12 protein-coding genes are annotated in these 16,177 nt (G+C 49.7%); 10 read left to right on the top strand and 2 right to left on the bottom strand.

Annotated features, from left to right (window positions below; translation table 11 throughout):
* The first annotated feature begins 89 nt into the window (after positions 1–89).
* The 10 genes from AC2YIT_RS10665 to AC2YIT_RS10710 all read left to right on the top strand — a co-directional run bounded on the left by AC2YIT_RS10665 (position 90) and on the right by AC2YIT_RS10710 (position 13,760).
* Positions 90–1,826 (top strand): hypothetical protein, encoded by a 1,737-nt coding sequence (locus tag AC2YIT_RS10665; RefSeq protein WP_487279167.1) that lies wholly within the window; start codon positions 90–92, stop codon positions 1,824–1,826.
* Between the two features lie 40 nt (positions 1,827–1,866).
* The gene (locus tag AC2YIT_RS10670; protein ID WP_430844547.1) at positions 1,867–2,076 is read left to right on the top strand and encodes a hypothetical protein; all 210 of its coding nucleotides are present in this window, start codon (positions 1,867–1,869) and stop codon (positions 2,074–2,076) included.
* The gene (locus AC2YIT_RS10675; RefSeq protein ID WP_487279168.1) at positions 2,057–3,847 is read left to right on the top strand and encodes a hypothetical protein; all 1,791 of its coding nucleotides are present in this window, start codon (positions 2,057–2,059) and stop codon (positions 3,845–3,847) included. The genes AC2YIT_RS10670 and AC2YIT_RS10675 overlap by 20 nt, the downstream gene beginning before the upstream one ends.
* Before the next feature lie 113 nt (positions 3,848–3,960).
* Positions 3,961–4,995: a tail fiber domain-containing protein gene (locus AC2YIT_RS10680; protein ID WP_487279169.1), complete on the top strand. Its 1,035-nt coding sequence runs from the start codon at positions 3,961–3,963 to the stop codon at positions 4,993–4,995.
* 131 nt (positions 4,996–5,126) lie between these two features.
* The gene (locus AC2YIT_RS10685) at positions 5,127–6,221 is read left to right on the top strand and encodes a tail fiber domain-containing protein (RefSeq protein WP_487279170.1); all 1,095 of its coding nucleotides are present in this window, start codon (positions 5,127–5,129) and stop codon (positions 6,219–6,221) included.
* A 22-nt stretch (positions 6,222–6,243) separates the two neighbouring features.
* Entirely contained in the window at positions 6,244–7,239 is a 996-nt protein-coding gene (locus AC2YIT_RS10690) for a T9SS type A sorting domain-containing protein (protein WP_487279171.1), read from the top strand.
* Positions 7,240–7,399: 160 nt separating this feature from the next.
* On the top strand, positions 7,400–10,969 hold the full coding sequence (locus tag AC2YIT_RS10695) for a PVC-type heme-binding CxxCH protein (RefSeq protein ID WP_487279172.1): 3,570 nt from the start codon (positions 7,400–7,402) through the stop codon (positions 10,967–10,969).
* Positions 10,970–11,037: 68 nt separating this feature from the next.
* The gene (locus AC2YIT_RS10700; protein ID WP_487279173.1) at positions 11,038–12,210 is read left to right on the top strand and encodes an FG-GAP repeat domain-containing protein; all 1,173 of its coding nucleotides are present in this window, start codon (positions 11,038–11,040) and stop codon (positions 12,208–12,210) included.
* A gap of 6 nt (positions 12,211–12,216) precedes the next feature.
* Complete coding sequence (locus AC2YIT_RS10705; protein ID WP_487279174.1) at positions 12,217–13,062, top strand: sugar phosphate isomerase/epimerase family protein; 846 nt, start codon at positions 12,217–12,219, stop codon at positions 13,060–13,062.
* 107 nt (positions 13,063–13,169) lie between these two features.
* Positions 13,170–13,760: a Uma2 family endonuclease gene (locus AC2YIT_RS10710; protein ID WP_487279175.1), complete on the top strand. Its 591-nt coding sequence runs from the start codon at positions 13,170–13,172 to the stop codon at positions 13,758–13,760.
* A 55-nt stretch (positions 13,761–13,815) separates the two neighbouring features.
* Here the strand turns inward: AC2YIT_RS10710 and AC2YIT_RS10715 are convergent, their stop codons facing one another.
* On the bottom strand, positions 13,816–15,360 hold the full coding sequence (locus AC2YIT_RS10715; RefSeq protein WP_487279431.1) for a malate:quinone oxidoreductase: 1,545 nt from the start codon (positions 15,358–15,360) through the stop codon (positions 13,816–13,818).
* Between the two features lie 220 nt (positions 15,361–15,580).
* Positions 15,581–16,123, bottom strand: a complete 543-nt coding sequence (locus AC2YIT_RS10720; RefSeq protein ID WP_430844564.1) for a hypothetical protein — start codon at positions 16,121–16,123, stop codon at positions 15,581–15,583.
* Between the last annotated feature and the right edge of the window lie 54 nt (positions 16,124–16,177).

The following is a 16,177-nucleotide window of genomic DNA, read 5'->3' on the forward strand; positions in this document are numbered from 1 at the left end:
TAGCTATCGGCGGTCAGACAACTTGACGATAGCCCGTAACGGCAAAAGCCGCAGTAATGTCTCAAACGCTCATCAAAACGACTGAATCAATGCAAAAACACGTAACGCTATATTTCTTCATTTTTCTTTTGTTGGTGATCCGTACCGTGCAGGCCCAGCCGCTTGCTGGTACGGACGATCTTGGGCGTACCTTACCGCAAAACGATGCCGTAGGCAATCCGAAAGCCAACCGGCAAGTGGGTATGTTCTATTTTTTGTGGCATGATGCGGCACCGGCCAGAGCCTGGGACCTCAGCGAAATCGTTTCCAAACATCCCGAAGTGCTCGAAGATTTCGACCATCCCAATTGGGGCGGCGATCCGAAGAGCAACGTGGGAATGTACTACTGGGGACAGCCTATCTACGGATATTATAAGGCAGACGATTACTGGGTCCACCTTCGCAGCATCCAACTTCTGACCGATGCCGGGGTAGATTTCCTCGTTATTGATGCTACCAACAGGCTTACTTATCCCAAGCAAGCCGATGTGCTTATGAAAGCCGTGGATGCCGTGCGTGCGCAGGGGCGTAATGCGCCTAAAATTGTGTTTTATACCAATACACAATCGGGTGAAACCATGCAGGAGGCCTATGATATGTTTTACAAAGAAGGTGCTCCCTACCGGCATCCTGATTGCTGGTACCTGCTCGACGGCAAACCGCTGATCATCGGCATTACCAGTGAAGCCAAAGGCAAGAATTTCGAATCGTTCTTTACTTTCCGGGAATCGCAATGGCCCACCGAGAAACAGAAGGTGAATGGCTGGCCATGGATTTCGTTCACGCGTCCGCAGAAGGTACATTATAATACAAAAGGAGAAGGGGAGATCATCAACGTGTCGGTAGCCCAGCACCCGAACCCGACAGCCGGAATGGGCGGCTCCGCCTTTTATGGCAACATGGATAACTGGGGCCGCAGCTACCGGAATGGCTCGCACGGCGATCCCAAAAAGGATATTGTTTACGGCTACAATGTGCAGGAACAATGGGACTACGCCATCAAACAAAACACGCCATTTATCTATGTAACGGGCTGGAACGAATGGATTGCCGGCAAATTCCCGAGCCACGACAAGAACCCGGAGCATTCGTGGTTCTGCGATCAGGCCAGTCCGGAGTACAGCCGTGATATTGAACCTTCGCTGACAGCCGGATTGAAAGATCATTACTATATGCAGCTTGTGGGGAATATTCGTCGGTATAAGGGGGTGGAAGCTAATGCCGCGCTGGGTAATGGCCAAACCATCAAAGCACTCGACGACTGGAAGACCATAACGCTTACCTACCGGGATTACATCGGCGACACGCAGGCGCGTAACCACCCAGGCGCGCAAACCGAGCCCGCGCATACATACGTGAACCAAACCGGGCGGAACGATTTCGACCAGCTGAAAGTGGCGCATGACGCTAAAAACCTCTATTTCTACGCCCAAACCACCGCTGAAATAACGCCTAACTCCGGTGACGACTGGATGCGCCTCTACCTGGATACCGACCGCAGGCCCAGTACCGGCTGGAAAGGTTACGATTACCGCATTGTGGCAGGGAATACTTTGCAGCAATACCGCGGCGGCAACTGGTACGATGTGAAGAAAGTGACCTATCAGGTACAGGGAAACCGGATGATGGTGACCATCCCACGCGCTTATCTTACCAATTTGAAAACCCCTTTGAACCTGGAATTCAAATGGTCGGACAATATGCAGGAAGACGGTAACCCGCTCGACTGGTATGTCAATGGGGATGCCGCGCCGGGAGGGCGGTTTAATTTTATTGTAAATCAATAGGAGCACGGTGAAACATTAGGAAGATAACATTCGCAACAAGGTGCAGCGCACCGCAAGAATTGTAGAACATCAGGAAGATAACATTCGCAACAAGGTGCAGCGCACCGCAAGAATTGTAGAACATCAGGAAGATAACATTCGCAATAAGGTGCAGCGCACCGCAAGAATTGTAGAACATCAGGAAAATAACATTCGCAATAAGGTGCAGCGCACCGCAAGAATTGTTGAACATGAAAATCAGATACGGTAAAATAGTGTGGATATTATTTTCGGGATTTTTCATCCCGAATGCATTTGCCCAGAATTACACCGCCGACGTGACCGCCACCGACGCCGTGGGCCGCAAACTGCCGGACCACGCCGAAGTAGGCGATTTGAAAAAGGATAAATTTGTGGGGCTTTTTTATTGGACCTGGCACACGCAGCAGGCCAAAAACAATCCTCCGCTGAACGTGACCGAATACCTCGCACGGGATCCGAAGGCGGTCCACGATTTCAAGAATCCGATATGGCCGAAGCGCAACAGTCCGTGGTTTTGGGCTGAGCCGCTGTTTGGCTATTACATCGACACCGACGAATGGGTACTGCGCAAACACGCCGAAATGCTAGCCGATGCTGGCGTGGATATGATCATTTTTGATTGTACCAATGGCAATATCACCTGGAAGGAGTCTTATATGAAGCTATGCGAGGTATTCACGCAGGCACGAAAAGATGGGGTGAATACCCCGCAAATTGCATTTATGCTGCCGTTTTGGGTGAGTGACGGCGGCAAGGAGATCATCCGCGAAATCTACCGCGACCTTTACAAGCCCGGTAAATACAAGGACCTGTGGTTCCGATGGAAAGGAAAGCCCTTCATCATGGCCGATCCGGCATTTACCGAAACGATTAAAGGTCAATCGGCGCAGCCGGAACTTGAAAAAGAAATGCGGGAGTTCTTTACATTCCGCCCCGGCCAGCCGGTGTACAACAAAGGCCCCGAGAAACCCGATCATTGGGGATGGCTGGAAATTTATCCGCAGCATGGTTTTAAAAAGAATGCCGATGGCAGTTTCGAGCAGGCCACGGTGGGCGTCGCGCAAAATTGGACCAAAGAACGCGGCCTTACTGCATTGAATGCCACCGGCTCTTTCGGGCGCAGCTATACGCATGCGAGAGGGCACATTACCGATGCAGGCGCGGTGAATTACGGGCATAATTTCCAGGAACAGTGGGACCGCGCACTGGAAATCAACCCCGAACTGGTATTCATTACCGGCTGGAACGAATGGATCGCCGGCCGCTACGAGGTATGGCAGCAGCAAACCAATGCATTTCCCGACGAATTTGACCAGGAGGGCAGCCGCGACATCGAGCCGATGAAAGGCGGGCATGGCGATAACTATTACTACCAGATGGTTGCCAATATCCGGCGTTTCAAGGGTTTGCCTGCGCCGCAGCGATCCTCAAAGGCGGTTACCGTTAAAATAGATGGGCAGTTCAAAGAATGGGAAAGCATTTTGCCGGCATTCAAGGCCCACAAAGGCAGCACGCTTCACCGCAATAGCCCGGGCTGGGGAAGTATGCTCTATCGCAATACCACGGGACGCAATGATATTGTCCTATCCAAAGTCGCCCGCGACCAGGACCACATTTATTTTTATGTTGAAACGGCGAAACCGCTCAGCGCCCCCACTGACCCGGGTTGGATGCGGCTCTTTATCAACACCGATCGGGACAAGAATACCGGCTGGGAAGGCTATGATATCGTGATTAACCGCATTAACCCGGAGCAGAAAGCCATTGTGGAAAAAACGGATGCTGCCTGGAACTGGCAAAAGGCCGCGGAAGTCGACTACTCTGTTTCAGGAAACAAGCTGGAAATCAAAGTGCCGAAATCGCTGCTGGGTATTTCCGGCGAACCTGATTTTGAATTTAAATGGAGTGATAATATGCAAAATGACGGAGATGTAATGGATTTCTGGCTGAATGGTGATGCGGCGCCAGCGGGTCGGGGAAACTATCACTACCAGCCCTGATTCCGGGAAATAAATGGTCAGTACCACTTGGGTATCGATCTGTGTGATTGTAGGTCAATTGACTGACATTCGGGCATTTTATGTCAAATGTTAAACTTTTACAATCACGCACGATGAAAAAAATAATGAGAGCGGGGAAGGTGGCATTGAGTGCCGTTGGCCTGAGTTTGGTTACGCATGTTTCGGAGGCGCAGGTGGGGATCGGGACCACTTTGCCGCAAGCGATGCTACATGTTCACGATGGGTCGATTTTGGGCACGAGTAAAAATATGGATCCGCAAAAAAATCCATTTTATGACCCGTCCAATCCAGAGTTTGTCGAATACGGAATCAAATGGTTTCACGATAAGGGTGCTCTCAGGGTAGTAAATCAAGTTGTCGGCTCAGGCTTTTTGGATCCGATGGCAGTAGCAGATTTTTCGTTTGCGTCAGGGTTTGAAGTCTTTGCAAAAGGCATCGCAGGGACAGCATTGGGAATCAAAACAGAGGCAAATGGGAGAGCTTCGCTGGCAACAGGGTATAGTTCCCTTGCAAGTGGTTTACAGTCGTTCGCGCACGGAACGTACTCCATAGCCAGCGGAGATCGTTCCGTTGCAATGGGTTATCAGGTTTCAACCAACAATAAGAATGGCTCATTCATATTTGGGGACGGTACAGGTGCTTCACAGAACGATGTCGATCACCAGATGATGATGCGGTTCGCAGGGGGATACAAGTTTTTTACTAGTGCAAATGCCGGGACAGGTGTTTTTCTGTCCCCTAATGGGAACTCATGGTCGATGGTTTCAGACGTCAACAAAAAGGAAAACTTCGCTCCCGTGAATGGTGAAGACTTTTTGCAAAAAATCAGCAAAATGAATCTGACATCCTGGAACTACAAAGGCCAGGATCCTAAGCAATATCGGCACTACGGGCCAATGGCGCAGGATTTTTACAAGGCGTTCGGGCAGGATGCATATGGTACCATCGGGACGGATACGACGATTAACCAGGCGGATTTCGATGGCGTGAACCTGATCGCAGTCCAGGCATTGATTCGAAGAATGGAAGAAATGAGTTTGGAAATTGCTACCATCAAGGCTGAGCTAGCAGAGGCTCGATCTGACCAGGGAAGGAAGAAGAAACGTATACTGGCGATTCAAAAGTAGTATCGGCGAAGTAGCTATATTCCGGTAAATAAACATGAAGTACCACTTGGGTATCGATCTGTGTGACTGTAAGGTAATTGGCTGACATTCGGCATAAAAATGTCAAATGTTAACTTTTACAATCACGCACGATGAAACACTTAAAGAATGCAGGGTGCATTGCATTGGGTGCAATGGCTCTGAGTTTAATTGCACACTTTTCCGAGGCTCAGGTTGGGATAGGGACTACAACTCCCCAGGAGAAATTGCATGTTTATGATGGGTCATTTTTAATCTCAACGCCCCAACTACCCGCCGAAAACGATCCGTTTTACGACCCCAGCGCACCGGAGCCCGTAGAGTATGGTCTGCTATGGGCTCAGAGCAAAGGGGCTTTTCGATCAATTGGGCAGCGTATAGGAGTCGGTGGACTCGATCCGCAAGGGTTTGGAGCTTTTTCATTCGCTGCAGGCTATGAAACTTTCGCTAGCGGGAACAGCGCTTTCTGTTTTGGACAACGTACATCGGCAAGCGGAATTGGCTCCTTCGCCGGTGGTTTTAGCACGAGTGCGTCAGGTAATTATTCATATGCATATGGGAGCCAATCCCTGGCGAGCGGGCACAACGCGATTGCATTGGGAAGCGGCGCGATTGCAGATGCAATTAATTCTGTCGTGATAGGAAACGGCTCTACCAACGGTAAATCAGGCTCTTTTGTTTTGGGCTATGGAAATACGCAGGTAAAGAGCATTTCTAATAATCAAATGACAATGGCATTTACAGGAGGATACCGATTATACACGGACAATATGGCCACTGTCGGAGTCCTGCTTCCAGCCAATGGAAATGCCTGGCAGGTTACTTCTGACGTCAACAAAAAGGAAAACTTCGCTCCTGTCAATGGCGAGGATTTCTTGCAAAAGATCAGCAAAATGAACCTGACCTCCTGGAACTATAAAGGCCAGGATCCTAAAACGCTCCGGCATTATGGGCCGATGGCTCAGGATTTCTATAACGCATTTGGCCAGGATGCTTACGGAACGATCGGAACGGATACGACGATTAACCAAGCTGATTTTGATGGTGTTAATCTGATTGCCATTCAGGCGCTGGTTAAAAGGACCGAACAGTTGGAAAAACAAAACAATGATCTGCTTGAAGAGTTATCAAAAATCAAGGCTCAATTGGCAGGGAATTCGCGGATACGGGGCACAGGCAAACGGAAGGGGGTTATTGCGAATAGATAATTCACACACAAAACTTTTTCAAATGGGAATCAAAACATCAATTGCATTGGCACTGTGTTGCATGTGGGCGATGGAGGTGCGTAGTCAGTTTGTTACAGGCAGTGATTTGTATGTGAAAATAGGTACGGTATTTTCGGTCGACAGCCTCGTACTCGTACCCACCGAAGATCTCAACCTCGGCAACAACTACTCGCTAACAGTAGAACATACGGCTGTGCCCGGTAACCCGACTGCAAGTATTAAGAAGAAATATGTTTTCAATAATCCGGTTAATTTTCATGGAAACGTGGGTATTATTTATGATCCGGCAGAATTGAATGGTAACACGGAATCGATGCTGGAATTGGCGAATTCGTGGTCGGATGAGGCGGGGTTTGTGACGTTGTCGGGCTCCACGCGTGATTTAGGCTTGCATTTCGTATCCAAGGATGTTGCGGACCTGGACATCAGGCTACTCACACTCGTAAATGCGCAAAGCGCACTGCCGGTTAAGCTGGTGACATTCGATGCCGAAAAGGATGAAAGGCGTGTAAAGCTGACATGGAGAACCTCTTTTGAGGCTAACAGCGATTTCTTTGAAATCCAGCGAAGCCGGGATATGAAGAATTGGAAAGTGTTGGATCATGTGAGCTCGGCAGGGGAAAGTAGTCAACAGGTAGACTACGCCTATACAGACGCGGATCCGATTGCCGGTATAGGCTATTACCGGTTAAAAATGGTCGACCGTGATGGGACTTTTGCATTCAGCCAGATCAGGAAAGTGTCGTGGGACGGAACGGACCTGGTTGTGTTTCCAAACCCTGCAGGCGAGAGGCTTGAAATGAATGTGAAAGACTGGTCAAGAGTGACGAAAATAAGCGTACTGAATGCCGGAGGTAGCATTGTGAAAGAAACCGCCGGTCCAAGAGGGGCAAAGGAAAAATACATTCTGCTAACTGGCTTTCAACCGGGGAGCTACATTCTGGAAATCAAGTACCGCGACGGAAGTTCTGAACGTACGCATTTTGTTAAGTATTGATAGTAATCTGATCCGGGCTATGGTGTGATTGGTAACGCACACAGTAGCCTGGATTCTGATTTTAATCCTAATTTTCATAGTAAAATCACCGGCTTGCCGGGTTTAGTTACCAGTATTTATTCAACGAGATTCCTTAACCCTGCTTTTCCTGTTCGATCGTATGCTGCCATTCCGAAGTAGTTTCAGAATCGGTCTGCCATTGCTGACCGCCTCCCTGCTGTTCAGTGCCCAAAGTTGTAAACCTCCCCAAAATAAGTCAGGCCAGAATGTGACCGTGGCCAATGCGCCTCAAAAGGTTGAGACCGACATTTATGCAGAACATATCCGGACAACCGGTTTCCAAACGCCGGAAGAAGAACGCCTGAGCTTCATACTGCCCGAAGGTTTCGAAGTAACGCTTTTTGCTTCCGAACCTGACATTACGAAGCCGATGAATATGGAATTCGACGATCGCGGCCGGTTGTGGGTAACGCAATCGTCGGAGTACCCGGTGGCGGCGGGAGAAAGCGATGGAAAGGATCGCATTACGATCCTGGAAGACAAAAATGGCGATGGCCGGGCCGACACTTTCACGCATTTCGACGACAATCTCAATATCCCGATCGGTATTATGCCGGTTGCAGATGGGGCAATCGGATACAGTATTCCCAATCTTTATTATTTCAAAGACATCAATAACGACGGCAAGGCCGATAGCAGAGAGATATTGCTCGGCGGCTTCGGGCATAAAGACACGCACGGAATGGTGAATAACCTGATGCGCGGATTCGACGGCTGGCTGCATGTATGCCACGGTTTTTCCAATATTTCGCATGTCGCCGGCACGGATGGCGATTCGATACGCATGAATTCAGGGAATACTTTCAGAGTGAAAATGGATGGAAGCCATGTGGAACAGACGACCTTCGGACGCGTGAACCCGTTTGGCTATGCGTATGACGAGAAAGGCTATTTGTATTCAGTGGATTGTCATACCAAACCCATTACTCAGCTCATTTTTGGCGGGGATTATCCGCATTTTGGTAAGAAGGCCCCTGTCGGCCTGGGTTTCGCGCCGGCGATGATGACTTACGACCTGGGTTCGACCGCATTGGCGGGACTTGTTTATTACACGGGAAAACAGTTTCCGGAAAAGTACCGAGGTAGTTTCTTTACCGGCGACGTGGTTACTTGCCGCATTGACCGGAATACCGTTACTTTCAATGGTTCCACACCGTCTTCAAAAAAAGAAGAGCCGCTTCTGGTTAGCAAAGACCCGTGGTTCAGGCCAGTGGATATCAAAGTCGGGCCGGACGGAGCGTTATATATCGCCGATTTCTACAACCGGATTATCGGACATTATGAAGTTGCCTTAAACCACCCCGGCCGCGATCGGATTAGCGGGCGGATTTGGAAGGTTACCTACAAAGGCAATGAGCCGCATGAGAACATGCCGGTTACTGACTGGTCGAAAGCTTCCGTGGCACAATTGCTGGACGGACTGAGGCATTCGCAACTGAATACGCGCCTCAAAGTAGCCGACCGGCTCGTGGATACCTGGAAAGAGAAGGCGATTATACCCGTAAAAGGTCTTTTGGCCGACGCAGATCCCGTTACTCGGGTGCACGCATTGTGGATATTGCATCGCCTGAATGCGCTCGATGACCGCCTGCTCGATAATGCGCTTTCCAGTACCGAACAGGTTGTGAAAGTTCATGCATTGCGTATTCTGGGAGAACGACATACAATTACCGATGCGCACTTCCAAAGGGTCGCCGAAGCATTAAAGACCGGTGACCCATTTATCCGGCGAGGGGCTGCGGAAGTCTTGACGCGCTTTCCCAAACCTGAAAACCTGGCGTTGTTGATGGATCTGTATGAAAAAACACCGGTGGAGGATACGCATTTACGCTATACCGCATTGCTGGGTGTCCGGAATAACCTCAAAAATACGAGCGTAATGTGGCGCATCCCTGCCATGCGATGGACGGATACGCAGCTGGCCTTGTTGAACAAGGCACTACTCGACGTGCCGTCGTCCGCGGGCGCTGCATTTGTGCTCGACTATACGCTTACGCACGAGCTGGATTCCAGAGATCTTTTAAACAACCTTGAATACATTGGCCGGCTCGCGGCGCCTTACCAGATCGAAAAGGCCATTGGTCTGATCAATATGAAGTTTGCGAATGAACCGGAAAAGCAACTTTCGCTGTACCGGACGATTCAGGCTGGGATCCGGCAAAGCGGGGTAGCACCAAGCCCGAAGATGGTCGCGTGGGGCGAGCAATTGGCCGGGAAGTTTTTGAACAATATATCTCCCTCGGCTGAGACCTGGAAAATCAGGAAGGTTAACAAGAATGCCGATCCGGTGAATTCCTGGACTGTGTCGGACCACTTTCTCGTGGATGTAGTGCCCGCATTCCGCATTGTTTTAAGTGAAAAAGGAGGGTATGGGCCGCAATCGGCATTGTACTCGGTGCCATTCAAACTGCCGGCGACATTGAAAATGAATGTGTTTGACAATGATGTTCTTAATCGGGCGGAGAAAAAGGGCATTTCGAAAAACTCGGTTAAAATTCATCTGGCCGATAGCGGAAAGGTGGTTGCGGAGTATCGGGTTAACCAGACGGAGGTAATGCAGTTCAAAGAGCTGATTCGCAATGCGACGTTCAACCTGGCCGGGTATGAAGGGCAAATGGGGTATATCGAGGCGGTGGATAGCTCGCAGACGGGCTCCGTGGGAATCGGACATTTTGAACCGGCGGTGATTACTATTCCCGCGCAGGGGCCGTCTACTATTTCAGAGCAAAGAATTGCAGCGGCGGAAATAGCCGGGGAGTATCGCATTCAATCCCTTCAACCCACATTGAGGAGTATTTTGCAAACCACATGGATGGATTATACGGTAAGAAGCGCAGCAGCCAGTGCGCTGATGAACATGGATCCGAGAGGAAATGTAGATGTGCTTTCGGAGGTGTTCAATGATCCGTCGGAGCTGCCTACTTTGCGCGAGAAACTGGCTGTGGCGATGGGGCAAGCGGCGTCTCCTTCCGTTTATCAGACATTGAAAAAGCAATTAGCGAGTGGGGCGCGAAACCTTCAGATCGTGATCGCGAGTGTGCTGGCAAATACTTCGGAAGGTATCAGTTATTTGCTGAACGCATTCAAGGACGAAGAGCTTGGAGCGGATATTGCTACCGAGGTGGCGGTGCAGGAGCGGCTTACCAATAACGCGGACGCTTCGCAGCAAACACAAATGCGGCAGTTGCTCCAAGCCGGCGCATCCGAGCGCGAGGAGCGCCAGAAGCTAATTGATGCGCGCATCGCAAATTTCAAACCGGCTACTGCGTTTTCGGATGCGGGAAAAGTCATTTTCATGCAAAATTGCAGCGGCTGCCATCAGATCCAGGGCTCGGGAGGGCTCGTTGGCCCGCAGCTCGACGGAATCGGAAACTGGGGGCACAAGGCATTGACCCAAAAAATCCTTGATCCTAACAGGAATATAACTGAGGCGTTTCGTACTTATAATATCACGTTGAAAAATGAAAAGACCCTCACGGGCCTGTACCGCAGGACAGAAGGCGAGACGATCGTGTTCGCGGACATGACAGGACAGGAGTTTTCGGTGGCGAAAGGCGATATGAAAGAATACCGGGCATCCAAATACACGCTAATGCCCGACCAGTTCCGGAATATCATTCCTGAAAAAGACTTTTATGCATTGCTCGACTACCTACTGGGGGTAAAATGATATTTGAGTATTAATCCTAACCCATAAATCCGATGCTGTTAACCGGAAGAATTCTGAAATGTTTTTGTTTGATCAATATAGTTGCTTTTGCCTGGACGAATGTGTCGGCGCAGAAGAAAGCGAAGAGCGGATCTGCGCTCACATTTAAAAAAACGGAGCTTACCAAACGATTCATTGCGGAAGGTGCAGCGATGGGCGATGTGAATAAAGATGGTAAAAAAGACATCCTTTCCGGCGCCTATTGGTTCGAAGCGCCTGACTGGGAGGAGCATGAACTTGCCAAGCCGCAAGAATTTATTGTGAATGGCAGTTACAGCGATTCTTTCCTGGATTTCGCCATGGATGTGAACCAGGATGGATGGATAGACCTCATTCGTATCGACTGGCCGGGGAAGGCCGCTGCCTGGCACGAGAACCCGCAAAACAAACCGGGACATTGGCCGGTGCATACCATTTATTCTTCGGTTGGGAATGAGTCACCGCAGCTGGTGGATATCGATGGTGACGGCCGGTTGGATTTGCTTTGCAATGACCCGACAGGTAAGAAGGTGATCTGGCTGAAATGCCCGTCCAAAAAAGGCGACACGACCTGGGAGAAATACATAATCAGCAATGATCCCAATAACTCTACGCATATGTATACGCACGGAATCGGCTATGGCGACATTAACGGTGATGGCCGGAAGGATGTGCTTGTGCGGAACGGATGGTGGGAGGGACCAGCGGAAGGGCCTGCCAAGTATCCCAAAGACAAAGACTGGAAGTTTCATCCGGCCGATTTGGGACAGGATTGCTCCCAAATGTATGTTTTGGATTTAAACGGTGACGGTCTGAATGACGTACTCAGCGCCTCTGCGCATAACTACGGCATCTGGTGGCATGAGCAGCGGAAGGAGGGTAATGAAACCGTCTGGATCCACCACGACATCGACAAAACGATTTCACAGACGCATGGTTTGGCACTGAAAGACATGAACGGCGATGGTCATCCCGATTTCATTACGGGTAAACGCTATTTCGCACACAATGGAAACGACCCCGGCGAGTTCGAGCCTGCATTCATATCATGGTTTGAATACAAACCCGGTAAAGTACCGACCTGGATCAGGCATGATATTGATGACAATTCGGGTGTAGGCCTGCATGTGACCGTCGAAGACCTGAATGGCGACGGCCTGCTCGACATCGTTACCGGCAATAAAAAAGGCGTACGCATTTTTACACAGCAAAAAGGGAAGTAAGCTCGGATGAAGTTTGGCATTAATACCTACCTGTTTTCTTCACCATTCACGAACGAAAGCACCTCTTTTTTTTCTCAGTTTAAAAACTGGGGTTTTGACTTTGTGGAGATTGCGTTGGAGGATCCTGCGAATATCGACCCCGTGCTTGTACGGAAGGCTTTAGACGATAACGGGCTCGAATGCAGATCCGTGTGCGCGGCTACCGGCCCGGGGCGCGACCTGCGCGGTACGCGTAAGGACCAGGTGACGGCCATCGAATATGTGCAGGCACTTATCCGTATTGCACCGGTACTGGGAAGCGATCTGGTGGCAGGACCTATTTATTCTGCGGTAGGCCGTGCGGAGCTGGTACCCGATGATCAGAAACGTAAACAGTGGGACCTGGTTGCTGGTAATCTGAAAGTGCTGGCGGATTTCGCCTCCGATCACGATGTCAAGCTGGCAATAGAACCGCTGAATCGCTATGAAACCGATTTTATCAACACTTGCGAACAAGCGTTGCGGATGATCGAAACCGTTGGTAGCGATGCATTGCAGGTACACCTCGATACTTTTCATATGAACCTGGAAGAAAAGGACCCGGCGCTCGCCATCCGGAAGGCGGGAGACAAGCTGGGACTGCTGCATGCCTCCGGCAGCGACCGCGGCACGCCAGGCGGCGACCAGATCAACTGGGATCGCATTTTCGCAGCCTTGGACCACATCCATTACCAGGGAGACATCGCGATTGAGTCATTCACGCCGGATGTGAAGGTCATTGCCAAAGCCGCTTCCATCTGGCGGCAGGTCGAGCCCTCGCGTGAGGCTATTGCGGTAGAAGGGCTGCGATTTTTGCGGTCGCTGGCGTTTTAACCGGTGGATTATTCAATTGGCTGTTTTGCGAGTTGAAACAGGAGGTAGGGCATTTGTTGTGGGAATAGGTGCGGGAATTCGGTAATATTGTAAAAACGAATCGGCTCATGATCACAAGTTTTGACCAGCTGGACCTCACTAAGCAGTATACTTACGCAGATTACCTGAAATGGCAGTTCAAGGAGCGTCTGGAACTGATTAAGGGGTATATTTATAAGATGTCGCCTGCTCCGTCGCGCCGTCACCAGGATATAGTGTGGAACCTGAACGTAGCGATAGGTAACCATATTAAGGGACAGCCTTGTAAAGCCTATTCAGCCCCATTTGATGTAAGACTACCCGTTAAGGATAAGAAAAGCAACCAGGAAATTACAACAGTCTTGCAGCCGGATATCTGTGTAATATGCGATCTGTCAAAATTAGACGACAAAGGGTGCCTAGGGGCTCCGGATCTGGTGATTGAAGTGCTGTCACCCGGCAATTCACTGAGGGAAATAGATCAGAAGTTTAATGTTTATGAAGAAAGCGGCGTGCGGGAATATTGGGTCGTTTATCCGGAATATAGCCACGTCAATATCTTTTTATTGGATGAATCGGGCAAATTTATAGGCCAACATCCTAAGAATAACGGAGAATTGCTGCGCTCTACTGTTTTTCCGGAACTTGTTATCAATCTTTCCGAAGTATTTTCAGAGTAAAACAAAAGCCCCGCGACTTTCCCGGGGCTTTTGTTTTATAATGCTAATCCAAAAATTAGGCAGTCACTTCTTCTTCCAAACGCGAGGCGCTCAAATGCAGTACCTCGGTAGTCCAGGCGCGGGTTTTAGCGGCCAGATCTTTTTCTTTGGAAAGCGATTTGCCGAAAGAAGGGATGATCTTCTTGAATTCGCGCTGCCACTCGGGGGATTTGGCTTCTGCGAAACATTTGTGAATCAATTCCAGCATGATCGATACGGCGGTCGAAGCTCCCGGGGAGGCGCCCAGCAATGCAGCCAGCGAACCATCCGCAGCAGTCACCATTTCGGTACCAAATTCGAGTACGCCGCCTGCTTTTTTATCTTTTTTGATCACCTGAACACGCTGGCCGGCTGTTTCGAGGTCCCAATCTTCGAGTTTCGCTTCAGGGAAATAGTCTTTCAGCGCTTCCAGCCGGTCTTGCGGCGATTGCCGAACCTGATCGATCAGGTATTTGGTCAGCGGAATGTTGTGCAATCCTGCTGCCAGCATGGGTTTGATATTGTTCAGTTTAATGGAAAGCGGGAGGTCCAGGTAGGAGCCGTTTTTCAGAAACTTGGTTGAAAAACCAGCATACGGTCCAAAAAGCAATGCTTTCTTCCCGTCGATAATGCGGGTGTCGAGGTGGGGAACCGACATCGGCGGTGAACCAACCGACGCCTTGCCATACACTTTTGCCTGATGTCTCTCGATGATTTCCGGCTTGTTGCACACCAGCCATTGTCCGCTCACCGGGAAACCACCAAATCCTTTACCTTCCGGGATATTCGATTTTTCGAGCAATGGCAACGAGCCGCCGCCTGCTCCGATGAATACGAACTTAGTGGTGATCTTGCTTTCTTTTTTCGTGGCGCGGTCCTTAACCTCGATGAGCCAGGAGTTATCCTTCTTGCGCGAAAGGTCATCAACCTCATAGTTGAGGAAAAGATTTACGCCATCCTGCTTTTCAAGGTAGTTGAACATCGCTTTGGTCAATGCGCCGAAGTTTACATCGGTGCCAAGCTCCATGCGGGTCGCTGCTACCTTTTCGCTTGCATCTCTTCCGTTCATGACCAGCGGTATCCAGCTTTCGATTTTATCCTTGTCCTCGGTGTATTCCATTCCGTGGAACAAATGGTGGCTGGTTAAGGCCTTGTAACGCTTACGGAGGTACTCCACGTTTTCCTCTCCCCACACAAAGCTCAAGTGAGGAATATTGTGGATAAATTCATCAGGCGAGTCAATTACACCATTTTCGACCAGGTATGCCCAGAACTCCTTCGAAACTTCGAATGACTCAGCGATTTTAATAGCCTTTTTGGTTTCGACGGAACCATCGGCCAGCTGTGGCGTGTAGTTCAACTCACAGAAAGCGGAATGGCCGGTACCGGCATTATTCCACGGGTCTGAGCTCTCCGCCGTGACGCGGTCAAGACGTTCGAAAACGGAGATAGTAATGGACGGATTAAGCTTTTTCAGTAGAACCCCGAGCGTAGCGCTCATAATGCCTGCCCCAATCAAAACCACGTCAGGTGAGCTCGTTTTTGAAGACTTTTTGGTATTCATCACGAAAAAAGGAAATATGGTAAGAAGGCCTAAGCCCGGAAAAGTACAAATTGCTATTAGGTAACAATCATCCTAACAATATTTGTTTCGAAAATAGTATAATTTCAAAAATAAAAGTTATGACGGGGTGTAAGTTCTTGGCAGGGGGCAATTAAAACTTTCTATGTTGCAAAAGCAGGGGTTCAAAAAAGAAAAAGCTGCCGATTGGCGGCAGCTTTTTCAATACGATGGCTAACGATTAAAGATCAGCACTAATCGCGTCAGATTCGTTAAGATTCAGGGCTTTCACAACTGCATTGTAATCTTTCCAATCGATAGCTGCGCTACGTCTGAATTTCTCCGTTGGAACGATAACAACCCTTACGGATTCCAGATCTCTTGCTGGTGCTTTCGGTGTGTCAGTCGTCCAGCTGGTGGGCTTTATGAAGACGAAGAAAGTCCGGCCATTGCGAAGTGCATAACGAAAATGGAATGTGGTGCTATCACCGCTTGCGAAGCCTACCGGTCCAGGAATAGACCACCACGAGTTCTGGCTTTTGATGTAGACAAATATGCCTGCGTCGTCAAGCATCAGTGTGTCTGCGGGTGTCAGGTTGCTGATACCGAATGTATAACCGCCATCAGGTTCTGTTTTGAGAGGACCGGTAGTAATAACTCTCGCACCGAGCGCGTCCTTACCAGCTACGCCTGTGTCGCCCTTCGGGCCCTGGGGCCCGGTGGCCCCATCTTTACCTGCTGGCCCCACATCGCCTTTTTCGCCTTCACAGTTTACTAGTGACATGCCGATTAAGACAACCGAAGCAAAGAAAATTAGTCGTTTCAACATACTGATCGT

It is taken from the genome of Dyadobacter sp. SRI_021 (genome assembly GCF_057586235.1).

Bases quoted from the DNA above. Each gene is read 5' to 3' on its own strand.
- AC2YIT_RS10705 (WP_487279174.1), top strand. From the start codon at position 12,217: ATGAAGTTTGGCATTAATACCTACCTGTTTTCTTCACCATTCACGAAC.
- AC2YIT_RS10720 (WP_430844564.1), bottom strand. From the start codon at position 16,123: ATGTCACTAGTAAACTGTGAAGGCGAAAAAGGCGATGTGGGGCCAGCA.
- AC2YIT_RS10665 (WP_487279167.1), top strand. From the start codon at position 90: ATGCAAAAACACGTAACGCTATATTTCTTCATTTTTCTTTTGTTGGTG.
- AC2YIT_RS10695 (WP_487279172.1), top strand. From the start codon at position 7,400: ATGCTGCCATTCCGAAGTAGTTTCAGAATCGGTCTGCCATTGCTGACC.
- AC2YIT_RS10710 (WP_487279175.1), top strand. From the start codon at position 13,170: ATGATCACAAGTTTTGACCAGCTGGACCTCACTAAGCAGTATACTTAC.
- AC2YIT_RS10680 (WP_487279169.1), top strand. From the start codon at position 3,961: ATGAAAAAAATAATGAGAGCGGGGAAGGTGGCATTGAGTGCCGTTGGC.
- AC2YIT_RS10675 (WP_487279168.1), top strand. From the start codon at position 2,057: ATGAAAATCAGATACGGTAAAATAGTGTGGATATTATTTTCGGGATTT.
- AC2YIT_RS10690 (WP_487279171.1), top strand. From the start codon at position 6,244: ATGGGAATCAAAACATCAATTGCATTGGCACTGTGTTGCATGTGGGCG.
- AC2YIT_RS10685 (WP_487279170.1), top strand. From the start codon at position 5,127: ATGAAACACTTAAAGAATGCAGGGTGCATTGCATTGGGTGCAATGGCT.